General features: G+C 71.2%; 19 protein-coding genes, 1 tRNA gene and 1 pseudogene. 16 read left to right on the top strand and 5 right to left on the bottom strand.

Annotated features, from left to right (window positions below):
• From EDM22_RS20005 to EDM22_RS06765, 4 genes and pseudogenes are all read right to left on the bottom strand, one after another.
• A pseudogene (locus EDM22_RS20005) lies at nucleotides 1–249 on the bottom strand (FHA domain-containing protein FhaB/FipA); the annotation flags it as partial.
• Nucleotides 246–983 (bottom strand): FHA domain-containing protein, encoded by a 738-nt coding sequence (locus tag EDM22_RS06775; protein ID WP_122936303.1) that lies wholly within the window; start codon nucleotides 981–983, stop codon nucleotides 246–248. The gene EDM22_RS06775 and the pseudogene EDM22_RS20005, both read right to left, overlap by 4 nt.
• A 65-nt stretch (nucleotides 984–1,048) precedes the next feature.
• Nucleotides 1,049–3,568, bottom strand: coding sequence for a glycoside hydrolase family 65 protein (locus tag EDM22_RS06770; protein ID WP_122936302.1), 2,520 nt, complete (start codon nucleotides 3,566–3,568; stop codon nucleotides 1,049–1,051).
• Nucleotides 3,565–4,398 carry an HAD family hydrolase gene (locus tag EDM22_RS06765; protein WP_376917963.1) on the bottom strand — a complete coding sequence of 278 codons (834 nt, stop codon included), beginning with the start codon at nucleotides 4,396–4,398 and terminating at the stop codon, nucleotides 3,565–3,567. Before EDM22_RS06765 ends, EDM22_RS06770 begins: the two co-directional genes overlap by 4 nt.
• 248 nt (nucleotides 4,399–4,646) lie before the next feature.
• Between EDM22_RS06765 and EDM22_RS06760 the strand changes: the two genes are divergently transcribed.
• The 4 genes from EDM22_RS06760 to EDM22_RS06750 all read left to right on the top strand — a co-directional run bounded on the left by EDM22_RS06760 (nucleotide 4,647) and on the right by EDM22_RS06750 (nucleotide 9,090).
• Nucleotides 4,647–4,733: transfer RNA gene (locus EDM22_RS06760), tRNA-Leu, on the top strand.
• 26 nt (nucleotides 4,734–4,759) lie between these two features.
• The gene (locus EDM22_RS20000; protein WP_245989254.1) at nucleotides 4,760–5,128 is read left to right on the top strand and encodes a hypothetical protein; all 369 of its coding nucleotides are present in this window, start codon (nucleotides 4,760–4,762) and stop codon (nucleotides 5,126–5,128) included.
• A gap of 20 nt (nucleotides 5,129–5,148) precedes the next feature.
• Nucleotides 5,149–5,754 carry a DnaJ family domain-containing protein gene (locus EDM22_RS19995; RefSeq protein WP_245989253.1) on the top strand — a complete coding sequence of 202 codons (606 nt, stop codon included), beginning with the start codon at nucleotides 5,149–5,151 and terminating at the stop codon, nucleotides 5,752–5,754.
• Between the two features lie 231 nt (nucleotides 5,755–5,985).
• Nucleotides 5,986–9,090 (top strand): M14 family metallopeptidase, encoded by a 3,105-nt coding sequence (locus EDM22_RS06750; RefSeq protein ID WP_212591908.1) that lies wholly within the window; start codon nucleotides 5,986–5,988, stop codon nucleotides 9,088–9,090.
• A 43-nt stretch (nucleotides 9,091–9,133) separates the two neighbouring features.
• Here the strand turns inward: EDM22_RS06750 and EDM22_RS06745 are convergent, their stop codons facing one another.
• Nucleotides 9,134–9,904: a FadR/GntR family transcriptional regulator gene (locus EDM22_RS06745; RefSeq protein WP_122936300.1), complete on the bottom strand. Its 771-nt coding sequence runs from the start codon at nucleotides 9,902–9,904 to the stop codon at nucleotides 9,134–9,136.
• A 206-nt stretch (nucleotides 9,905–10,110) separates the two neighbouring features.
• On the opposite strand from EDM22_RS06745, the gene EDM22_RS06740 reads away from it, so the two are divergent.
• The 12 genes from EDM22_RS06740 to EDM22_RS06685 all read left to right on the top strand — a co-directional run bounded on the left by EDM22_RS06740 (nucleotide 10,111) and on the right by EDM22_RS06685 (nucleotide 22,853).
• Entirely contained in the window at nucleotides 10,111–11,433 is a 1,323-nt protein-coding gene (locus EDM22_RS06740; RefSeq protein ID WP_245989252.1) for an ABC transporter substrate-binding protein, read from the top strand.
• Nucleotides 11,434–11,435: 2 nt separating this feature from the next.
• Nucleotides 11,436–12,380: a carbohydrate ABC transporter permease gene (locus EDM22_RS06735; protein ID WP_122936298.1), complete on the top strand. Its 945-nt coding sequence runs from the start codon at nucleotides 11,436–11,438 to the stop codon at nucleotides 12,378–12,380.
• On the top strand, nucleotides 12,373–13,278 hold the full coding sequence (locus EDM22_RS06730; RefSeq protein ID WP_122936297.1) for a carbohydrate ABC transporter permease: 906 nt from the start codon (nucleotides 12,373–12,375) through the stop codon (nucleotides 13,276–13,278). The genes EDM22_RS06735 and EDM22_RS06730 overlap by 8 nt, the downstream gene beginning before the upstream one ends.
• A complete protein-coding gene (locus tag EDM22_RS06725; RefSeq protein WP_122936296.1) occupies nucleotides 13,275–13,598 on the top strand; it encodes an L-rhamnose mutarotase in 324 nt (107 codons plus the stop codon). Before EDM22_RS06730 ends, EDM22_RS06725 begins: the two co-directional genes overlap by 4 nt.
• A gap of 13 nt (nucleotides 13,599–13,611) precedes the next feature.
• Nucleotides 13,612–14,763: a mandelate racemase/muconate lactonizing enzyme family protein gene (locus EDM22_RS06720; protein ID WP_122936295.1), complete on the top strand. Its 1,152-nt coding sequence runs from the start codon at nucleotides 13,612–13,614 to the stop codon at nucleotides 14,761–14,763.
• Between the two features lie 11 nt (nucleotides 14,764–14,774).
• Nucleotides 14,775–15,740 carry an MBL fold metallo-hydrolase gene (locus EDM22_RS06715; RefSeq protein ID WP_122936294.1) on the top strand — a complete coding sequence of 322 codons (966 nt, stop codon included), beginning with the start codon at nucleotides 14,775–14,777 and terminating at the stop codon, nucleotides 15,738–15,740.
• A complete protein-coding gene (locus EDM22_RS06710; protein ID WP_122936293.1) occupies nucleotides 15,737–16,810 on the top strand; it encodes a Gfo/Idh/MocA family protein in 1,074 nt (357 codons plus the stop codon). The genes EDM22_RS06715 and EDM22_RS06710 overlap by 4 nt, the downstream gene beginning before the upstream one ends.
• Entirely contained in the window at nucleotides 16,807–18,036 is a 1,230-nt protein-coding gene (locus tag EDM22_RS06705) for a CaiB/BaiF CoA transferase family protein (protein ID WP_212591907.1), read from the top strand. The genes EDM22_RS06710 and EDM22_RS06705 overlap by 4 nt, the downstream gene beginning before the upstream one ends.
• Entirely contained in the window at nucleotides 18,036–19,223 is a 1,188-nt protein-coding gene (locus EDM22_RS06700; protein ID WP_122936292.1) for a type 2 periplasmic-binding domain-containing protein, read from the top strand. The genes EDM22_RS06705 and EDM22_RS06700 overlap by 1 nt, the downstream gene beginning before the upstream one ends.
• Complete coding sequence (locus EDM22_RS06695) at nucleotides 19,220–20,002, top strand: enoyl-CoA hydratase/isomerase family protein (protein ID WP_122936291.1); 783 nt, start codon at nucleotides 19,220–19,222, stop codon at nucleotides 20,000–20,002. Before EDM22_RS06700 ends, EDM22_RS06695 begins: the two co-directional genes overlap by 4 nt.
• A gap of 88 nt (nucleotides 20,003–20,090) precedes the next feature.
• The gene (locus tag EDM22_RS06690) at nucleotides 20,091–21,272 is read left to right on the top strand and encodes a fumarylacetoacetate hydrolase family protein (protein ID WP_122936290.1); all 1,182 of its coding nucleotides are present in this window, start codon (nucleotides 20,091–20,093) and stop codon (nucleotides 21,270–21,272) included.
• 60 nt (nucleotides 21,273–21,332) lie between these two features.
• Nucleotides 21,333–22,853, top strand: a complete 1,521-nt coding sequence (locus EDM22_RS06685; protein ID WP_122936289.1) for an aldehyde dehydrogenase family protein — start codon at nucleotides 21,333–21,335, stop codon at nucleotides 22,851–22,853.
• The last annotated feature ends 3 nt before the right edge of the window (nucleotides 22,854–22,856 follow it).

Below are 22,856 nucleotides of genomic sequence, written 5' to 3'. Positions count from 1 at the left end.
GCCGCCGCCGGGCGTGGTCGTGGGCACCGGCCGGGCCACGGGCGCGGTCGCGCCCGCCGCAGGCATCGCGGGCGCCGGGGCGGGGAACGCGGCCGGCGCGGGAGCGGCTGCGGCGGCGGCATCCGGTTGGAGCTTGCGCACGCGCTGCCCGAACAGGTCGCTGCGCAGCGCGTAGACGATCGCGAAGATGAACACCCAGAGCAGCAGTAGGAAGCCGAGTTGCAGGACGAGCAGTGTCAGTTCACTCATTCGGCCGGCCCCCAGAACCCGCCCATGTCGTGGCGCTGGGTGGCGGGACCGGCGGCGGGACCGGGGTTCGATGCCTGGGCGAGCACGCGGAAGACGATGCGCGATCGGCCGATGGTGATGACGGAGTCGGGCTCGAGCACCGCATCGGTGACCCGCGCGCCGTTGAGCTGCGTGCCGTTCGTGGAGCCGAGGTCGCGCACCCGGGCTCGCGAGCCGTCCCACTGCACCTCGGCGTGACGGCGTGAGGCGCCGGTGTCGTCGAGCGTGACGTCGGCCTCGCTGCCGCGGCCGATCACGGTGCGGCCCTTGAGGATCGGGTAGCGCTTGCCCGCGACGTCGAGCACGGGGGTCCAGGCGACCTGGCCCTTCACGTTGCGCGAGTCCACCTGCACCATGCCCACCGACAGGGCGGGGTCGGGCTGCAGTGCGATCGTGATGCCGCCCGCGAACTGGAACCGCTGGCTCGCGGCGTGCTTCTGCACGAGGTCGACGAGCTCGTCGGTCAGGGCGGGCCCGAGCGACGACATGCGCTCGTAGTCCTCCTGCGCCATGCGCACGGTGAACGTGTTCGGCACGAGCACGCGGTCACGGGAGACCACGGCCGCCTTCGTGTCGATCTCGCGCTTCAGGGCCGCGGTGATCTCGACGGGCTGCAGCCCCGAGCGGAAGGTCTTCGCGAAGGCGCCGTTGACGGCGCGCTCGAGACCCTTCTCGAAGTTGTCCAGTAGGCCCACAGGTCTCCCGTCCGGTTCCGTGATTCGACTGACATGCTAGCGGGGCCGCGTGCGAACTCGCCCGATCAGCCGTAGACGGATGCCGCATCCTCATCGTCGACGTCGATCGAGAGCGTCGGGATCGACGCCGTGAGCAGGGTGCCGTCGGCGCGTCGCGTGCCCGCGACATCCCGCATCGTGGGCACGCCGACACGGCGCGGACCCTGGCCATCGAGCGCCACCGAGACGGGCGCGGTCGCGCTCACGCGCACCTCCTCGCCGCGCACCGAGAGCTGCACCTCGGCGTCGGGTTCGCCCGCCTCGACCGTGAAGGTGATGCGGTCGACGGTGAGCGTGACCCGGATGCGCGTGCCGCGGATCGTGAGCCGGAACGTGAGCCGTTCCCACCCGTCGGGCAGCCGCGGGTCGAAGGTGAACTTGCCGTTGTGGTCGCGGAATCCGCCGAAGCCCGAGACGAGCGCGCTCCACACGCCACCGGTCGACGCGACGTGCACGCCGTCGGCCGCATTGTGGTGCAGGTCGGCGAGGTCGACGAAGAGCGCCGAACGGAAGTAGCGCAGCGCGAGCTCGTGGTAGCCGACCTCGGCCGCGATGATCGACTGCACGACCGCCGAGAGCGTCGAGTCGCCCGTGGTCAGCGGGTCGTAGTACTCGAAGTCGGCGAGCTTCTCGTCGGTCGTGAACCGGTCGCCCTGCAGGAAGAGGGCGAGCACGACGTCGGCCTGCTTCAGCACCTGGAACCGGTAGATCACGAGCGGGTGGTAGTGCAGCAGCAGCGGGCGCCGGTTCTCGGGCGTGTGCTCGAGGTCCCACAGCTCCTTCTCGAGGAACGCCGAGTCCTGCGGGTGCACGCCGAGCTTCTGGTCGAACGGGATGTGCATGTGGGCGGCCGCGCGCCGCCAGCTCGCGACCTCTGCGGGCGTGATGCCGAGCCGGTCGACGAGCCGGTGGTAGGCGAGCGGGTCGAGCACCTGCAGGTTGTCGACGGCGGATGCCGCGGCCGCCAGATTGCTGCGGGCCATGACGTTCGTGTAGAGGTTGTCGTTCACGACCGTCGTGTACTCGTCGGGCCCCGTGACGCCGTGGATGTGGAAGACGTCGTCGGCATTCGACCGCCAGAAGCCGAGGTCCTCCCACATGCGCGCGGTCTCGACGAGGATGTCGATCGCGCCGCGGGCGAGGAAGTCCTCGTCGCCCGTGGCGGCGATGTACTGGCACAGCGCATAGGAGATGTCGGCGTCGATGTGGTACTGCGCCGTGCCGGCCGCGTAGTAGGCGCTCGACTCGAGCCCGTTGATCGTGCGCCACGGGAACAGCGCCCCGCGCTGGTTGAGCTCGAGGGCCCGGGCGCGGGCGAAGTCGAGCATCCGCTGCCGGAAGCGCATCACGTTGCGGGCGACGATCGGGGCCGTGTAGTTGAGGAACGGCATGACGTAGATCTCGGAGTCCCAGAAGTAGTGACCGCCGTAGCCGGAGCCGGAGACGCCCTTCGCCGCGACCCCGCCGCCGTCGGTGCGCGCCGTGGCCTGGGCGAGCTGGAAGAGGTTCCACCGGGTCGCCTGCTGCAGTTCGGGCTCGCCCTCGATCTCGACGTCGGACCGGGTCCAGTAGTCGTCGAGCCAGGCGCGCTGGTGCGCGAAGATCTCCTCGACGCCGACCTCCTTCGCGCGGTCGAGCGTGCGGTCGCAGCGGTCGGCGAGCTCGCGCGCCGGCACCTTGCGGGCCGTGTGGTAGCTCATCGTCTTGGTGAGCCGGATCGGCATGCCGCGCTGGGCGTGGATGCGGTAGATCTGCTTCGCGAGATCGTCGTCGATCGACGCGGACTCGGTGAACGGCGCCTCGGTCGTGATGGTGTGCTCGGCGCCCACGGCGATCGTCATGCCGGAGTTCGTGCACTGGTAGCCGAGCAGGAAACGGCCGCCGTGCGCGCGCTTGATCCGCGGCTGCAGCACGCGCTCGGTGAAGGTCTCGGCCTTGCGGGGGTCGAACGCGCCGGGCGTCTCGGTGACGCCGGAGCGGTACTCGTCGCGGCCGTCCTGGCGATTGAGGATCTGGCTCGAGATCGTCACCGCCGCGTCGGCATCGAGCAGCTCGACCTCGTAGTCGATGACGCCGAGGTGGCGGTCGGTGAAGCTCGTCATGCGCCGGCTGGTGATGAGCACCCGCTTGCCCGAGGGCGTGCGCCATTCGATCGAGCGGCTGAGTGCGCCGGTGCGGAAGTCCAGGCGTCGCTCGTACGCGAGGATCTCGGCCTCGGTGATGACGAGCGGCTCGTCGTCGACGTAGAGGCGGATGATCTTGGCATCCGGGGCGTTCACGATCGTCTGGCCGACACGCGCGAAGCCGAACGCCTCCTCCGCGTGGCGGATCGGCCAGGTCTCGTGGAAGCCGTTGATGAAGGTGCCGTGCATGTGCCCGTCGCGGCCCTCCTCCACGTTGCCGCGGAGGCCGAGGTAGCCGTTGCCGACGGCGAAGAGCGTCTCGGTGCGCCCCATGTCCTCGAGGCCGAACTCGTTCTCGACGAGCGCCCACTCGTCGATGGGGAACCGGCTGCGGTTCAGCGGATCGGTGTCGGCGAACCTCATGCTCGTTCCTCACGGGTGGTGTCGGTGCGGGTGTCGGATGCCGCGGCGCCGGCCGTTGCGGCGGCGCGCTCCACGGCGGGGATCAGCTCGTCGAGCTCATCGACGATGACGTCGGCGCCGAGCTCGACGAGCGCGTCACGGCCCACGCCGCGGTCGACCCCGATCACGATGCCGAACTCGCCGGTCGCGCCGGCCCGGACGCCGGACTCCGCGTCTTCGACGACGGCGCACGCCTCGGTGGGCAGGCCGAGCAGCTCTGCGGCCCGCTCGAACATGTCGGGGGCGGGCTTGCCCGGGATGCCCTCGCGCGCGGCGACGGCGCCGTCGACCACGACCTCGAACCGGTCGGCGATGCCCGCCGCCTCGAGGACCGACGGGGCGTTCTTGGAACTCGAGACGACCGCCACGAGCGCTCCGGCGCGGTGCACGGCGTCGAGCAGCGCGATGCTCGCGGGATACGGCCGCACGCCCTCTTCGGCGAGGGTCTCGTTGAACGCGTCGTTCTTGCGGTTGCCGAGGCCGTGCACGGTGTCGAGCGACGCGTCGTCGGTCACCTCGCCCTCGGGCACGCGGATGCCGCGGCTCTCGAGCAGCGACCGCACTCCGTCGTAGCGGGGCTTCCCGTCGATGTACGCGAAGTAGTCGGCGTCGCTGTACGGCGCGGCGCCGTGCGCCTCGAGGAACGGGCGGAACAGCCGCCCCCACGCGTGCATGTGCACGACCGCGGTCGGCGTGAGCACGCCGTCGAGGTCGAACAGCCAGCCGCGGATGCCGCTCAGGTCGGCGTCTGCGGGATCGTGCGTGGGGGGAGACGTGGGGGAAGTCGTCACGGCGGTCCTTTCATCGGTCGGTCGGGGCGCCGGTGCCGTCACACAAGGCTAGGGCCGGTCGGCCATGCGCGCGAGATGCGAGCGCGACTCCGAGGAGACACGAGGGGCGGATCCGGAGTGCGGGAGGGGCCGGAGCGGGCTCGCACGCCGGCGGCGACCGGCGTGCTGCCGCGGCATCCGCTCGAATGGCGATTGCCGGATCGAGGTGATAACCTCGCTTGGTTGGCGCACCACGGTGCTCCACACGTGCGCGAGTGGCGGAATTGGCAGACGCGCTGGCTTCAGGTGCCAGTACTCGCAAGGGTGTGGGGGTTCAAGTCCCCCCTCGCGCACCACATGCTTCCTCACTAGGGTCGATCTCGTGCACATTCGACGTCACCTCGTCATCGCAGCCCTCGCGGCATCCGTCGCCGGGCTCACCGGATGCGCCTCGACCGGCGGCGACGCGGAACTGCCCGCACCGATCATCGTCACGCCCCAGGAGGCGAAGGGCACGACCGTCGAGGTGCCGTCGGACACCACGCTCGTGATCAAGGTCGACGGCGACGTCACCGCCTGGACGGGCGAGTCATCCGACCCGCACGTCGTGGAGTTCGTGCCCGGCAAGGTCGAGGGCGGGGCCACGTTCAACCCCGGCTTCGAGCCGCACGGCGAGGGCACGAGCGAGGTGTCGATCACCGACGGGGCGACGGGCGACACCTACGACTTCACGGTGACCGTCGCACCGTAGCCGGCGAGGAGGCGAGGGCTGTGGGCGAGGACGCGCGCCTCGACGCGTGGCGATACCGCATCGAGCGGGGGGAGCGCGACGAGGCCGCCGCGCGGGGCGAGGATCCGGGCGACGGGGAGCCGCCGAAGGAGGCCGCAGTCGACCGCTCCACGGCGGCCGAGCGTGCCGCGTACGTGGAGATCGTCATCCAGCAGGCGATCCGGCGCGGGGAGTTCGACGACCTGCCCGGTGCGGGCAAGCCGCTCCCCGGGCTCGACCAGCACGACCCCGACTGGTGGATCCGCCGCAAGATCGAGCAGGAGCGGCTGACCGGGCTCGGTCCGCCGGCTCTCTCGCTGCGCGTCGAGGCGGCCGAGCTCGAGGACCGCCTCGATCGCATGCACCGGGAGCAGTCTGTGCGCGAGGCGCTCACCGACTTCAACGCCCGAGTGATCGAGGCGCGGCGGCAACTGCTCGGCGGACCGCCGGTCGTCACGCCGACGCGGGACGTCGAGGCGGAGGTCGCGGCATGGCGGGAGCGACGGGAGGACCGGGCCAGGGCGGCGGCTGCGGAGGCGCAGCGACGCCGCGACGACGAGCAGGCCGAACGGCGGCAGCGGCGCGGCCGCTGGTGGCGTCGAGCGTGAATCGTTCGCTCCGAAGACGACGCGGAACGGTTGCGCAGCCGGGCGTGCCTGCATGCGACCGCATGCGATCGACCGAGGAACCCTCAGCTGCACCTTGACAAGGCTCGACGGATCGCAGCAGGCTGTCGCCTAGGGTCCGCAGAGCGCCAGAAGCGTGGCGAACATGGGTACGCACAACGAGGTCGTCACCATCACCCCCTGGCAGCCGGAGACGGACCGCTGGGGGTTGTCATGGCCGGAATCCGCTTCACGCCGAAACGTCTCGTCGTCGGCGTCGCATCGCTCGCGCTCCTGTTCTCGGTGCTGAGTCCGATCGGCGCGAACGCCGCCGAGGACGACGGCGCTCTCGACATGTACACCGCGGACGTGAGCACGGAGCAGGCGGCGGAACTCGTCGCCGGCGGACTCGACGTCGCCGCCAGCCGGGTCACCGATGCCGGGGTGAGCCTCGACGTCGTGCTCAGCGAGGCGGAAGCGAAGGCACTGCAGGATCGCGGGGTCGACGTGCGCGTCAAGAAGAACAAGGACGGCAAGTCCGCGAAGCAGTTGGCGGAGGAGCAGGCCGCGTCGGGCTACGACGTCTGGCGTTCGTGGGATGAGGCCGGCGGCATCCGCGACGAGCTCTACAGCCTCGCGAAGAAGAACCCGCAGATCGTCAAGCTCGAGGTGCTCGGCCACACCGCCCAGGGCCGGGAGATCATCGCCGTCAAGTTGACGCAGGCCGCGAAGCCGACGCCCGACGGAACGCGCCCGGCGGTGGTCTACAGCTCCACCCAGCACGCTCGCGAGTGGATCTCGACCGAGGTGAACCGCCGTCTCATGAACTACTACATCGACGGCTGGAAGTCGGGCGACCAGGAGGTGAAGCGCATCCTCAAGAACAACGAGCTGTGGTTCCTCCTCGTCGCCAACCCCGACGGGTACCAGTACACCTTCGACCACGAGCGCCTGTGGCGGAAGAACCTGCGTGACAACGACGGCGACGGCCAGATCACGCGGGCCGACGGCGTCGACCCGAACCGCAACTTCCCCGAGCACTTCGGGTTCGATGAGGAGGGGTCGTCGGCGCAGATCAGCAGCGACACCTACCGCGGTCCGTCGGCCGCATCCGAGCCCGAGACGCAGGCCATGATCTCGCTCCTCGACCGCTCCAAGGCGGAGTTCCAGGTCAACTACCACTCCTTCGGGCAGTGGCTGCTCTACCCCGAGGGCTGGCAGACCGGCACGCCCAGCGCGGACGACCCGATCTACTACGCACTTTCGGGCAACCGTGACGACCCGGCGATCCCCGACTTCGAGCCGGGACTGTCGTCCGACGTGCTGTACGTGACCAACGGCGAGACCACCGATTTCGCGCACTCGCAGCAGGGGACCCTCGCCTGGACGCCGGAGCTCGGGGAGGGCGACCAAGAGGGCGGATTCGTCTTCCCCGACGACGAGGCGCAGGTGCAGGCCGAGTTCGAGCGCGCGCTGCCCTTCGCGCTCGACGTGGCCAAGTCGGCCGCCGATCCGGCCGACCCGGTGTCGCACCTCGGCATCGAGACGAAGCCCTTCTACCTGAAGAGCGACGACACCTACAAGTACGGCCTGCCGCAGTCGAACTTCACGTTCCAGTACTCCTACGGCGACCCGCAGGAGGTCCGCGTGCTCGCCCGGCGCGACCTGGGCGACGTGACGCTGAAGTACTCCATCAACGGCGGCCCCGCGGTCAGCGCTCCGACCGAGGAATGGACCGGCGGCGACCGCTACGGCGGCTCGACGAGCGTGTACTACCGGGTCATGAGCGGACTCGTCACCGGCACGAGCCCTGGTGACAGCGTCGAGGTCTGGTTCGAGGGCGGCGGTGCGACCAGTGAGTCGTTCACCTACCAGGCCGTCGAGGAGACCGGCAACGACGTGCTCGTGGTCGCCAACGAGGACTACACGGGCGCCTCGCCGGTGCAGGCCGGCGGCCCGAACTACCTCGACTCGTACACCGCCGCACTCCAGGCCAACGGCACGGGATACGACGTCTACGACGTGGATGCCCGGGCCCGCACCGCATCCGATGCGCTCGGCGTGCTCTCGCACTACGACGCCGTCATCTGGTACACCGGCGACGACGTCATCACGCGCGAACCGGGCTGGGTAGGCGGCAACGCCTCGCGGCTGGCGATGGACCAGATCCTCGAGGTCCGCGACTTCCTGAACGAGGGCGGCAAGGTCCTCTACACGGGCAGGTACGCCGGCTTCCAGTTCTCGACGAACACCCAGCAGCTGTACGACCCGACGGCGGCGAACCAGCAGTGCACGTCGGACGCGGATGTCCTCGCCCGCTGCCGTCTGCTCGGCGGATCGGGTGACCTCACCAACGACACGCTGCAGTACTGGCTCGGCGCCTACCTCGTGGTGAGCGATGCCGGCACGACGGAGGCGGGCGGCCTCCTCGACGTGCTCGGCGTCGACACGCCGTTCACCGGGTTCGACTGGGGCTTCAACGGCGCCGACAGCGCCGGCAACCAGGACCACTCGGACTCGTTCATCACGACGAGCGGCATCCTGCCGACGTCGCAGTACCCGCAGTTCGAGAGCTGGGTCGCGGGCCGCTGGGACCGCGAGGGCGGTCCGTACTCGCCGCACGCCGGCGACGCCTACGTGTACTCCCAGATCTCCGACGTGTCGTACAAACGGCTGACGCGCACGATCGACGTTCCGGCCGGCGGCGCCACCCTGTCGTTCTGGACGTCGTACGACACCGAGGCGGACTGGGACCACCTGGCGGTCGAGGCCCGGACCGCGGGCGCCGACGACTGGACGACGCTGCCCGACGTCAACGGCAACACGTCGCAGAGCACGGGCGACAGCTGCCCCGCCGGGTGGAACGAGCTGCACCCGCAACTCGACCACTACCAGACGGTCGTCGACGCGACGACGTGCGACCCGACCGGCACCACCGGCGAGTGGAACGCGGCATCCGGCAACTCGGGCGGTTGGCAGCAGTGGTCGGTCGACCTGTCGGCCTACGCCGGCGGCCAGGTCGACGTGTCGATCGCGTACATCAGCGACTGGGCCACCCAGGGGCTGGGCGTGTTCGTCGACGACATCGAGGTGTCGACCGGCCAGGGCACGACCTCGTTCGAGAACGGCGACACCGGCGGCTGGGAGATCAGCGGACCGCCGGAGGGCAGCGCGCCGAACTCGAACGACTTCGTCGTCACGACGGCGGCGGGCTTCCCCGAGGCCGCGGTGGTGGCGACGCCGCACTCGCTGTTCAGCGGGTTCGGGTTCGAGGGCATCTCGGATGCGGCGACCCGCGCCGAGTGGATGCAGCGGGCATTGGAGCACCTGCTCGACTGACCGTCACGACCGGAGGCTCCGCGCGCGGCGGAGCCTCCGGCGGTCAGGCGTCCTTGCGGCGCGGGCTCGGGGGGCGGCGGCGCTCCCACGCGTCGAGGATGTGGGTGCGCATGGCCGACTCCGCGGCATCCGGGTCGCCCGCCTCGATGGCGGCGAACACGGCCTCGTGCTCGTCGAGGGTGAGCTCGAGCTCGCTGTGCCGGCTGAAGCGCGCGCTCACGCGGGCCTGGTGGAAGAGCGTCTTGACGATGTTGTCGGCCAGGCGGTTCTCGGTCATCTCGCCGACCACGGCGTGGAACACCACGTCGGCCTGGTTGAACGCGGGCTCGTCGCCGATGGTGTCGCGCATCAGCTGGAGCGCGTCGCGCAGGCGACCGAGCTGCTCGTCGGTGTGCGAGACCGCGGCATCCTTCGCGACGACCGCCTCGAGTGCCGCCCGCACGACGCTGAGGTCGTCGAGCACGCCGAGCGTGGCGTCGTTCGCGACCATCGCCGAGAGCACCGTCCTGTCGACCATGTTCCATGCGTCGGCCGGCGTGACCTGCGTGCCGCGGCCCTGGGCGACCGTGACGAGGCCCTTCTCCTCGAGGCGCTTCACGGACTCGCGGATGACGGTGCGGCTCACGCCGAACTGCTCGCAGAGCACGGCCTCGGGCGGCAGCGTGCCGCCGGGTGGGATGTCGCCGCGCACGATGGCGTCGACGAGCTCGGCCACGACCGTGACGCCGAGCCGTGGCGTGCGCGCGCGCGTGGCGGTCGACGGCGACCAGCCGGGTCGGCCGGCCTCGTCGGTCGCACTCGGTTCAGCGGACATGGGCACAGCCTAGCGAGGCTCTCGTCACACCTATGATGTTCACCCTTCACCCTCCGTCGGAAAATCCCTTGCTGATTACATCACATGTATGATGTAATCACTCTCGCCCCCTTCGGGCGACTTCGTCGTCAGAGACGCCGACCAGAAAGAGTTGCGACATGTCACAGCCAATGTCCCCCCGGCGCCGATCCGTTCGGTTCCTCTCCGTGGCCGCAGCTGCGGCCGCCGGGCTCCTCGCGCTCAGCGGGTGCTCCACGAGCGACACGGGCGGGGGTGACAGCACGTACGGCTTCACCCAGGCCGAGCAGGTCGCGGACAGCGAGATCACCGTGTGGGTCGACGCCTCCCGCGAGCCCGCGGTGACCGCCTTCGAGAAGGCCCACCCCGACATCAAGATCTCGTACGAGACCTACGACGGTTCCGCCGGCGGCAGCGGAAGCTTCCAGAGCAAGATCGCCCTGATGGACCAGGCCGGCGAGGGCTGGCCCGACGTGGTCTTCTCCACCCAGCAGAACGACGCGATCTGGGCCTCGAAGCCCACCGCGGGCGGCGAGCAGGGCTTCGCAGCCCCGCTCAACAAGGGATTCCTCGACCAGGACTTCCTCGACGGCTTCGCTGCCGGGTCGCTCGACTACGCCACGATCGACGGCACCGTCTACGGCCTGCGCAACGACCTCGCCCAGACGGTCTTCTACTACAACCAGAAGCTGCTCGACGAGTTCGGCTACGACGTGCCCACCACGTGGGAGGAGTACGCGGAGCTCGGCGACAAGCTCGCCGCCGAGCACCCCGGCTACATCCTCGGCAGCATGGGCGACAGCTTCATGACCTACGTCTACTACGGCGGGTCGGAGTCGCCCGTGTTCCAGTCGCCCGAGGCCGGGGTCTTCCACTCCGACACCTCCGACGAGCACGCCCAGAAGATCTCGAAGATCATCGACGGCATGCTCGCCAACGGCACCCTCGTGCAGGACAGCTTCTTCAGCGCCGACTTCGCCGCGAAGTACGCCGACAAGCTCGTCGGCGTTCCCGGGCCGGTCTGGTACACGGGTGCGATCTTCCAGGGCGGCCTCGCCGTTCCCGCAGGACAGATCGGCGTCGCACCGCCGCTGAAGTGGGCCGATGGCGACGTGGCCGCGGGCAACGTCGGCGGTGGCCAGTGGTACGCCTCGAGCCACTCGAAGAACCTCGCCGCCGTGAAGACGTTCCTCGAGTTCGTGACGAGCGCCGACGAGTTCCAGGTCGACGCGTCCTCGGGCTACCCCGCCTACACGGATGCCGCGACCAAGTGGCTCGCCAAGCAGGCCGAGGCCGGCTACTTCGTGAACGACGACTTCCAGACCGTCATGAGCGACGCCGCCACCGAGGTCTGGGACGGCTGGAACGTGACCAGCTGGAGCCCCGAGACCGCGTGGGCGAAGGTCGTCATCCCGGGCATCGCCGCCGGTGAGACCGTCGAATCCCTCCTGCCTGCCTGGCAGAAGGAGCTCGAGAACGAGGCGACGGTCAACGGCTACACCGTCAAGTGATCATGACCGTCACCTCACCCCCGGCTCCCGCCGGCGTCGTCCCCACGGGGCGGCGCCGGCCGGCGGGCCGCCGCGCCACCCGGGTCAACGCGGGACAGTCGCGCTACGGCTACCTGTTCGTCAGCGGCTACACCCTGCTGCTCATCGCCTTCGGGCTGCTTCCCACGCTCTACGCCGTGTACCTCGCGTTCACGCGCAACGGCGCCTTCGTCGGCGTCGACAACTTCGTGCGGGTCTTCAACGACTACCGCTTCCTGCCGGCCGTCGCCCACGTCGCCCTGTACGTGCTCTTCTGGCTCGTGAGCCTCATCGTCTTCGTCGTGATCCTCGCGATCGTCGTGCACGGAATCCGGGTCCGCTGGCTCGGCAACAGCGCCCGCTTCCTCTTCTACATCCCCGGCGCCATCGCCGGCGCCTCGAGCGTGCTGCTCTGGCTCTTCGTGCTCGACCCCACGGTGAGCCCCGTCTCGGGCCTGCTGCACGCCATGGGGTACGAGTCCCTCGTGAACGTGGTCGCCGTTGGGAACCTGCCCGTCGTGTTCACCGTGATCGCCTTCTGGGCGGGCGCGGGCGGCTGGATCGTCATCATGTACGGCGCGCTCAACAACATCAGCACCGACGTGATGGAGGCCGCCCGCATCGACGGCGCCTCCCACGTGCAGACCGCGTGGCACATCCAGCTGCCGATGCTCGCCAAGTGGATCAGCTACATGGGCATCATGTCCCTCGCCGCCGGCACCCAGCTGTTCGTCGAGCCGAAGATCCTCGCCCAGGCGACCAAGAACGTCGTGCCCGAGGACTACTCCCTCAACCAGCTGGCCTACCTCTACGCGTTCCGGCAGAACGACTTCTCGGGATCCGCCGCGATCTCGATCACCCTGCTCGTGGTGGCGCTCGGCCTGTCCACCGTCTTCATCTTCCGCGGAAAGCTGTTCGAACGTGACTGATCACACCACCCGCAGACGGCGGACCACGCTCACCCCCGCGCAGTGGATCGGGCGGGCGGTCGTGGCGCTCGTGCTCGCCGTGTTCACGGCGTTCTTCATCCTGCCGATCGTCTGGCTGATCCTGGCGCCGACCAAGACCAACAACGAGCTGCTCCTCAACGGGCCGTTCAGCGTCGGCAGCCTCGACCAGCTCGCGGCCAACTGGAACGAGCTGTTCGCCTTCGGCGACGGCGTGTTCGCCACCTGGCTCGGCAACTCGGCGTTCTACTCGTTCGCCGCGCTCGCCATCACCCTCCTCGTGAGCATCCCCGCGGGCTACGCGCTCGCGCTCATCGAGTTCAAGGGCCGCAGGCTGCTGCTCATCACGACCCTCATCGTGATGCTCATCCCCAACACGGCGCTCGTGCTGCCGATCTTCCTCGAGCTGAGCGCGGCGAAGCTCATCGGCAGCCCCCTCGCGGTGATCCTGCCGTTCTCGTTCTTCCCGTTCGGCGTGTACCTGACGTACATCTACTTCTCCACGGCCGTCTCACGCGACCTGCTCAACGCCGCCCGCATCGACGGCGCCGGCGAGCTGCGGGTGTTCGGCCAGGTGGCGATGCCACTGGCCACGCCCGTGATCGCGCTCGTGGGGTTCTTCAGCTTCGTCGGCAACTGGAACAACTACTTCCTGCCGTTCCTCGTGGTCGGCGGACAGAAGATCCCCGTGCAGGTCGGACTGTCGAACCTGCTCGCCAACGTGCCAGCGTTCAACCCGACCACCGCCACGAGCATCGTCATCCAGTTGCCGACGCTCGCGCTCGCAACGCTGCTCTCGGTCGCGCCGATCCTCATCATCTTCCTGTTCGCCCAGCGATTCCTCGTCGAGGGCATGACCGCGGGGGGAACGAAGGAATGACCCGCCACGGCTTCGTGGTCGGCGTGCGACCCGAGAAGCGCGAGGAGTACCTCGAACTGCACCGCGCGGTGTGGCCGCGGGTCGAGCAGGCGATGCGAGAGAACCACATCCGCGACTACTCGATCTTCATCATCGACGACGTGCTCTTCGGCACCTACGAGTACGTCGGGGAGGACTACGCGGCCGACATGGCGCGCATCCAGGCCGATCCGACGAGCCGCGAATGGTGGACCCGTACGAACCCCTGCCAGGTCGCATTCGGCCCGGCACCCGCAGGCACACTCTGGCGCGAGATGGACCTCGCCTGGCACATGGATTGACGACGAGGACGACATGAAGATCACCGGGTATCGCACCCTCTCCGCCCGCCACCAGTGGGGCCGCGCCGTCGGCGACATCAACGGCCACATCCCCGACGCGGTCACCGAGGTGCCCATCGTGCTCATCGACACCGACGAGGGCATCACCGGCGTCGGCCTCGGCTCGCACGCCGACATCGACCGGCTGTTCCCGGCGATCGAGGGCGAGGACCCCCGCAGCGTCGCGGCCCTCTTCGACCGGATGCTGGCGCAGGTGTTCAAGTCCGGTCACGCCGGCGCCACCTACGGCGGCCTCGCGACCATCGACTCCGCGCTGTGGGACATCAAGGCCAAGGCCGCCGGCGAACCACTCTGGCGCCTGCTGGGCGGACGCGACCGGTTCGTGCCCGCCTACGCGTCGGGGCTCGACATCGCCCTCGACGACGACGAGCTCGCCGCGTTCTACGTCGAGTTCGCCGAGCGCGGCTACGTCGCCGGCAAGCTCAAGGGCGGCTTCGACCTCGACGCCGACCTGCGCCGGCTCCGGATCATCCAGGACGTGCTGCGTCGCAACACCGAACGACCCGGCCTCATGCTCGACGCCAACGAATCGTGGCAGGTCAAGCAGGCCGCCCGCTACGTGGGCGCGATCGAGGAGCAGCTCGACCTGCTCTGGGTCGAGGAGCCGCTCCGCCGGTGGGATGCCGCGGGCCACGCCCGGCTGAGCAACCTCATCGGCGCGGCCGTCGCCACGGGCGAGAACCTCACCGGCGTCGACCAGTTCCGCCCGCTCTTCGACGCCGGGGCCCCCGACATCGTGCAGGCCGGAGCAGTGTGGGGCGTCACGCACCTGCTGCGACTGGCCACCGTCGCCGCCGCGCGCGATCTGCCGATCAGCCCCGTCGGCTACAACGCCAACCCGGCCGTGGCCGCGGCGATGACGGCCGTGCCGAACCACCTCACGACCGAGGTGCAGGACGTGCGGTTCGCGGCCGGGGTGCTCGTGGACCAGGAGTTCGCCGACGGCGGCATCGTGCTCGGCGACACGCCGGGCTCGGGCATCACGATCGACGAGTCCGCGATCGAGGCCGCCGCCGCCGGCGAGGGCTGGCTGCAGCCCGCCGGACCCCACGTGCGTCCGACGCGGGCGGGCCTGCGCCTCGTGCTCGACGGCGTCGAGCGGTGAGACCCGTCGCCATGGAGATCCGCCCGGGCATCCACCGCATCCCCGCGCCGCTGGGCGAGCGGTTCGTCGCGCTCTACCTGCTCGTGGGGCCCGACGGCGCCCTGCTCGTCGACACCGGCATCCGCGAGTCGATCACCGAGACGCTGCTGCCCTACCTCGACGAGCACGGCATCGACCGTGCGTCGGTGCGCTGGGCGCTCAACACGCACTGCGACTTCGACCACACGGGCGGCAACGGGGCGCTCAAGCGGGCGGTCCCCACCGTGGAGCTGCTCGTGCACGAGCTCGACCGCGAGCTCACCGAGGACGTGCAGCGGCTCATCGACGTGCGGTACGGAGAGTTCCGCGAGCCCGATGGCTTCGACGATCCGCCGGAGACCACGGCGTACCTGCGCTCGGTCTCGGACCTCGTGCCCGTCGACCGCGTCGTGCAGGGCGGCGAGGAGCTCGACCTCGGCGACCGCCGCATCCGCATCCTGCACGTGCCAGGGCACAGCCCCGGCCACCTCGCCGTGCACGATCCGGTGAACCGCACGGTGCTCATCGGCGATGCGACGCTCGGCGCGACCGTGCCCACCGCCGACGGTCGGCCGGCCTTCCCGCCGACGTACCGCGACGTCGACCCCTACCTCGCCACGATCGAGCTGTTCCGCTCGCTCGACCCCGAGCTGCTGCTCACCGCCCACTACCCGGTGTACGAAGGCGCGACCGTCGGCGAGTTCCTCGACGAGAGCGAGGCCTACACGCGGGCGATCGACCGCGTGATCGCCGAGCAGCTGGCCGCGGCGGGGCGCCCGCTCACGACGCTCGAGCTCATCCGCTCGGCGGGAAGCGACCTCGGGCCGTGGGCTCCCGGGGCGCTCGACTACGCGATCTTCCCCGTGACCGGGAACCTCGAGCGCATGGAGCGTGCCGGCGGCATCCGCTCGCAGCTCATCGACGGCGTACGGCACTGGACCGCCGAGGCGAGCCGATGAGCCGGGTGCGCGTCGGCGCCGTGGGCGCCGGTTGGTGGGCGACGAGCAACCACTTCCCGATCCTCGCCGGGCGCGACGACGTCGAGCTCGTCGGCGTCTGCGGCCTCGGACCCGAGCTCGAGACCGTGCGCGACCAGTTCGGGTTCGGCATGGCCACCACCGACTACGCCGAGCTGCTCGACCAGGGGCTCGACGCCGTCGTCATCACGACCCCCCACGACCTGCACTACCCGCAAGCGGTCGAGGCGATCGACCGCGGCCTGCACGTGCTCGTCGAGAAGCCCGTCACCCTGTCGGCCGAGACCGGCTGGGACCTCGCCGAGCGGGTGCGCGCCGCGGGCGTGCACTTCCTCGCGCCGTACGGCTGGAACTACAAGCCGTTCACGATCGAGGCGAAGCGACTCGTCGACGCCGGTCACCTCGGCGAGGTGCAGCACGTGCTGTGCCACATGGCCTCGCCCACGCGGGGTCTCTTCGCGGGCGACACGAACCACATGCGCGCGCTGTGGGACTCCGAGACGAGCGCGCCCGATCCGAGCACGTGGCAGTCCCCGAGCCGCGGCGGCGGGTACGCCCACGGCCAGGTGACGCACTCGAGCGCCCTGCTGTTCTGGCTCACGGGGCTGCGCGCGGCATCCGTCATGGCGAAGGTCTCGAACGGCGGTGCCGCGGTCGACCTCTTCGACGCCGCAGTGATCGGCTTCGACGGGGGCGCGATCGGCGCGCTGTCGGGCGCGGCGACCCTGCCCGACGGCAACCCGTACCAGGTCGACCTCCGCGTGTTCGGCACCGAGGGGGTGCTGCTGCTCGACACCGAGCGCGAGCGCGTGTCGCTGCACCGCTACGACGGGCAGCAGTGGGACCTCGAGATCGAACCGGGCGCCGGCGCGTACGAGTGCATCGTGCCGCCCAACCGGTTCATCGACCTCGTCACCGGTGCGAGCACCGAGAACAACTCCGACGCCGACGTCGTCGCCCGATCGGTCGAACTGATCGACGGGATGCTGCGCAGCGCCGCTGCGGGCGGCGCCGACGTCGCCGTGCACGAACGAAAGGCGACCGCACCGTGACAGACACCACCGGGGTGCTCGCGGGCTACCGCGTGCTCGACTGCTCCATCGCGATGGCCGGGCCGTTCGCCGCGCAGCGGCTCGGCGACCTCGGCGCCGACGTGATCAAGGTCGAGCCCACGACGGGGGAGTGGCAGCGCCACGCGGCCGCGGGCGGCGCCGCCGGCAACGAGATCAACGTGTCGTTCCTCTCCCTCAACCGCAACAAGCGCTCGGTCGCCCTCGACCTGAAGAGCGCCGACGGCACGGCCGCGCTGGCCGAGCTCGTGCGCGGTGCCGACGTGTTCCTGCAGAACTACCGGCCGGGCGTCGCCGCGCGACTCGGCGTGGACTACGAGTCGCTGCGCGAGCTGAACCCGTCGATCGTCTACGTGTCGATCTCGGGCTACGGCGAGAGCGGCCCCTACCGCGACCGCCCCGGCCAGGACCTGCTGCTGCAGGCGATGTCGGGCGCGATGCTCTCGGCGGGGCGGCACGGCGATGAGCCGTCGCCCGCGGGCCAGTACCTCGCCGACGCGATCACCGCGTCGACCGCGTTCGAGGGCGTGCTCGCCGCGCTGCTGCACCGCGAGCGCACCGGCGAGGGCCAGCTCGTCACGGTCAACATGCTCGATGCGCTCACGACCCTGCAGATGCAGGAGCTCTCGGTGTTCACGGTGGGGCGCAAGACGCAGGAGCGCTCGGCCGAGCCGCACGCGCACGTCTACATCCGTGCACCGTACGGCGTCTTCGAGACGAGCGACGGCTACGTCGCGCTCGCGTTCGCCGACCTGCACGAGCTCGGCCGCCTCATCGGCGAGCCGGCCTTCGAGGGGTGGAACAGCGAGGTCGAGGGCTGGACGCGTCGCGACGAGATCCACGCCCGCACGGCCGCGAAGCTGCGGGAGAAGCCCGCGGGCTACTGGATCGAGACGCTCGGCGCCGCCGGCATCTGGATCGGGCCGGTGCTCGGCTACCAGGAGCTCGTCGACGACCCGCAGATCGCCCACAACGGCACCTTCATCGAGTACGACCACCCCACCGAGGGGCACGTCAAGACGCCCGGCTTCCCGTACCGGTTCTCGAAGACGCCGCCGCAGCTCTACCGCGGCGCACCGCTCGCGGGCGAGCACACACGCGAGGTGCTCGCCGAGGCCGGCTTCGACGCCGAGCGGATCGACGCGTTGCTCGCGGGCGGTGCCGCGGCCGAGCCGGCGCGTGCCGCCGCCGCGGCAGTGGAGGCGTGATGGCCCGGTACCGCGGCCTCACCTGGGACCATCCGCGCGGGCGCGACGCGCTCGAGGCGGCCGCCCGCGATGCCGTCGACGCGCGCGGCGAGGCGCTCATCGCGTGGGCCGTGCATCCGCTCGAGGGGTTCGAGTCCTCGCCCATCGAGGAGCTCGCGGCCGCCTACGACGTGATCGTGCTCGACCATCCGCACCTCGGCGACGCGCTCGCCGCGGGGGCGCTCCAGCCCCTCGACGGCGTGTTCGAGGCGTCGTGGCTCGAGGGCCTGGCCGCGGCATCCGTCGGGCCGAGCCACCGCTCGTACGTGCTCGACGGCGCGCTGTGGGCGCTGCCGCTCGACGCGGCGACCCAGGTGGCGGCGAGCGTGCCCGAGCTCGTGCCCGAGGCGCCGCGCACGTGGGGCGAGGTCGACGAGCTCGCCGTTCGGCAGCCGGTCGCGCTCAGCCTCGCGGGGCCGCACGCGCTGCTGTCGTTCGCGTCGCTGTGCGTCGCGCTCGGCGAGGAGCCCGCCACCGTGGCGGGTGCCGGCTTCGTCTCGGCGGCCACTGGGGCCGATGCCCTCGAGCGGATGACGCGGCTCGCGCGCTCCGCACCGGCCGGGTCCGCCACGCTCAACCCCATCGGCCTGCTCGATCGGATGCGGCGCGAGCGCGACATCGCGTACGTGCCGCTCGTCTACGGGTACGTGACCGCCGCGACCGGGCCTGGCGCGCTGCGGTTCGACGACGCGCCGGCGGCGACCCCGGGCGGACGCCGCGGCTCGACGATCGGGGGCACGGGCATCGCCCTGTCGGCGCGCTGCCGGCCCCACGCCGACCTCGTCGCGCACCTGCGATGGCTGCTCGAGCCCGCGGCGCAGACGGGCTTCATCCCCCCGCATGCGGGGCAGCCGAGCCTGCGCGCCGCGTGGACCGACGCCGGCGTGAACGCAGCGGCGGGCGGCTTCTACCGATCCACGCTCGCGACCATCGAGGACGCGTGGGTGCGTCCGCGGGTCGCGGGGTACGTGCCGTTCCAGTCGGCCGCGTCGGCGATCCTGCGCGACGCGATCGCCGGCCGAACGGATGCCGCGGCCGCGATCGAGCGCGTGAATGCGCTGTTCGACGAGCTCGGCCCGGCTTCGGCGGTCGCCGCGGCATCCGCCCACGAACCCGTCGCCGCGACGGCAGGAAGGAACCACCGATGATCGAGGTGTCGAGCGAGCACATCCGGCTCGAGGTCGACGGGTGTGTGGCGACCGTCACGATCGCCCGCCCCGAGAAGCTCAACTCCGTGACGCCCGAGATGTCGAAGGCGCTCGTCGAGGTCATCGAATGGGCCGATTCGGTCGATGAGGTGCGCGCCCTGGTGCTGACGGGCGACGGGCCGCGGTCGTTCTGCGCGGGCAGCGACATCCGCACGCTCGACGCCTACGCGACCCCGTGGGACTTCCGCAATCGCACGGACTACTGCGACGCGATCCGGGCGGCCCGCAAGCCCGTGATCGCGGCCGTCAACGGGTACGCGTTCGGCGGCGGGCTTGAGACGGCGCTGAGCTGCGACATCCGCCTCGCCTCGACCACCGCGTCGTTCGCGGCGCCCGAGATCAAGCTCGGCTGGATCGGCGGCGGCGGCATGGCGACGTTTCTCGCGCATTCGGTCGGCCCGTCGAACGCCGCCGTCATGCTCATGACCGGCGACCCCATCGACGCCGACGCGGCGCTGCGCTGGGGGCTCGTGAGCGAGCTCGTCGAGCCCGACGCGCTCGTCGCGCGGGCCAGAGCACTCGCGGCGACCATCGCGACGCGCCCGCCGATCGCCGCCGAGACCGCCAAGGCCAACCTGCGGGCGGCGTTCAACATGACCCAGGAGGAGGCGCTGCGGTACGAACGCGACCTGCAGACCATCACGTTCGCGACGGCCGACGCCGACGAGGGGCGCGCGGCGTTCGCGGAGAAGCGCGCGGGCGTGTTCCACCGGCGCTGACCGCGCGGACCTCCCGCGTCCCGCGTCCTCCGATCGCACCCCCCCGCGCCACCGCCCCCGAACACGCTGAACACCAGAACGGAACCCCATGACGACACCGTGGCCGGTCGACGCCGCGACCCTCCTCCCCGACGACGGCACCGCGGGCTCCCTCGCCGGTCGCGCCTGGATCCCCGACGCCGGGCCGAGCGTCGTCGCGATCCGCGCTGAGGGCGTGGTCGACGTGAGCGCCACCTTCCCGACGATGCGGGCGCTCGCCGAGGCGGCGGATCCCGCAGACGCGCTGGCCGCGGCATCCGGACCCCTCGTCGGCAGCCTCGCCGAGCTCGTGGCCAACACGGCCCCGGACGCCCGCGACACCACCCGGCCGTGGCTGCTCTCGCCGATCGACCTGCAGGTCGTGAAGGCCGCGGGCGTGACGTTCCCGGTGTCGATGCTCGAGCGCGTCATCGAGGAGCGGGCCCGGGGCGACGAGGATGCCGCGGCCGCGATCCGCGCGGAGGTCGACGCCGTCATCGGCGGGTCGCTCGACGCCCTGCGGCCGGGGTCGCCCGAGGCCGCCGCGCTCAAGGAGCTGCTCATCGAGCGCGGCTGGTGGAGCCAGTACCTCGAGGTCGGCATCGGCCCCGACGCGGAGGTGTTCACGAAGGCGCCCGTGCTCGCGACGGTCGGGCCGGCGGTCGACGTGGGCGTGCACTCGGCGTCGCACTGGAACAACCCCGAGCCCGAGGTGGTGCTCGTCGTGTCGTCGACGGGCCGCATCGTGGGCGCGACACTCGGCAACGACGTGAACCTGCGTGATGTCGAGGGCCGCAGCGCGCTGCTGCTCGGCAAGGCGAAGGACAACAACGCCTCGGCGTCGCTCGGCCCGTTCCTGCGCTTCTTCGACGCCGGCTACGGCCTCGACGACCTGCGCGACTCGGTCGTGACGCTCGAGATCGACGGCGACGACGGATTCCACCTCGACGGCCGAAGCGAGCTGGCGCGCATCAGCCGCGACCCCGAGGACCTCGTGGGCCAGGTGATCGGCGCGCACCACCACTACCCCGACGGCTTCGTGCTCTATCTCGGCACGATGTTCGCGCCCGTCGACGACCGCGACGTGCCCGGCCGCGGCTTCACCCACAAGACGGGCGATGTCGTGCGCATCGCCGAGCCCCGGCTCGGGGCGCTCGTGAACCGGGTGCGCCCCGCGGAGGAGGTCGAGCCGTGGACCTTCGGCATCGACGCGCTCTTCCGCAGCCTCGCCGCGCGCGGCCTGCTCGACTGACCCCGCCCGCCCGCCCGCCCGCCCGCCCGCCCGCCCGCCCTGTCCCGAACGGAGCCCCACATGTCCACCGCCCTCGGCACCCTTCCCAGCACCGACCCGCGCACCGGCGAGCGGCGCGACACGGGCATCGCCCCGACGGATGCCGCGGCGCTCGCCGAGATCGTCGCGGCATCCGCCACCGCCTTCGCCGTGACCCGCTGGAGCACGCGCGACTGGCGCGCCGGACTGCTCGACGCGCTCGCCGACGCGCTCGACGCCGACCGCGCGGCACTCGTGGCGGTCGCCGACCGCGAGACGGGCCTCGGCACCGGCCGCCTCGACGGCGAGGTGTCGCGCGCCGCGTTCCAGTTCCGGCTGTTCGCCGAGGCCCTGCGCGACGGCGGCTACCTCGAGGCGACGATCGACCACGCCGGCGACACTCCGCTCGGCCGCGGGCCCGAGATCCGGCGCATGCTCGTGCCGATCGGCCCGGTCGCCGTGTTCGGCTCGAGCAACTTCCCGTTCGCCTTCTCGGTCGCGGGCGGCGACACGGCCTCGGCGCTCGCGGGCGGCAACACCGTGGTGCTCAAGGCCCACGGCTCCCACGTCGAGACCTCGGCGCGTTCGTTCGCGGTGCTCGCCGCGGCCGCGGCGCGGTACGGCGCACCCGCGGGCATCCTCGGCATCGTCTACGGCACCGAGGCGGGCCGGCTGCTCGTGGCCGACGAGCGCATCACCGCGGTCGGCTTCACGGGGTCGCTCGGCGCCGGCCGGGCGCTGCTCGACATCATCAACGCGCGCCCCGAGCCCATCCCGTTCTACGGCGAGCTGTCGAGCCTCAACCCGCTCGTCGTGACGGCCGGCGCAGCAGCTGCGCGCGGCGACGCGATCGCCGAGGGGCTCTACGGGTCGTTCACGCTGGGCGCGGGCCAGTTCTGCACCAAGCCCGGGCTCGCGTTCGTGCCGCGCGGGGCCGACGGCGATCGCATCGTCGCGGGTCTCGTGGAGCGTGCTGACGCGGCATCCGCCCAGGTGTTGCTCAACGATCGCATCGCGGGGTCGTTCGACGAGATCCGCGAGCGGCTGGGTGCCGTCGACGGCGTCGAGGTCGCCGCGATCGGCCGAGCGGATGCCGCGGGCTTCGCCGCTGCGCCCACGGTGCTCACGATCGACGCCGCGTCGCTCACGCCCGAGGTGACCGAGGAGGCGTTCGGCCCCCTCGTCGTGGTCGCGCGCTACGACGGGGTCGACGACGTGGTGCGGGCGCTCGATGCCGTGCCCGACTCGCTCACGGCGACGATCCACAGCGAGCCCGACGAGCCGACCACGGTCGAGCGGCTCGTGCGCGAGCTCGCGCCGCGCGCGGGGCGGATCGTGTTCGACGGGTATCCGACGGGTGTGCGGGTCTCGTGGGGGCAGCACCACGGGGGCACGTGGCCGTCGACGAACTCGCAGCACACCTCGGTCGGAGTGAGTGCCATCCGCCGCTTCCTGCGGCCGATCGCCTACCAGGACGCGCCCGAGTACGTGCTGCCCGAGGAGCTGCGCGACGGGTACCGGGGCATCCCGCGCCGCGTCGACGGGCGGCTCGAGCTGGGCTGACGG

This window comes from Agromyces tardus (assembly GCF_003710805.1).
GTDB classification, from domain to species: domain Bacteria; phylum Actinomycetota; class Actinomycetes; order Actinomycetales; family Microbacteriaceae; genus Agromyces; species Agromyces tardus.
This window is presented reverse-complemented; position numbering and strand designations above follow the sequence as displayed.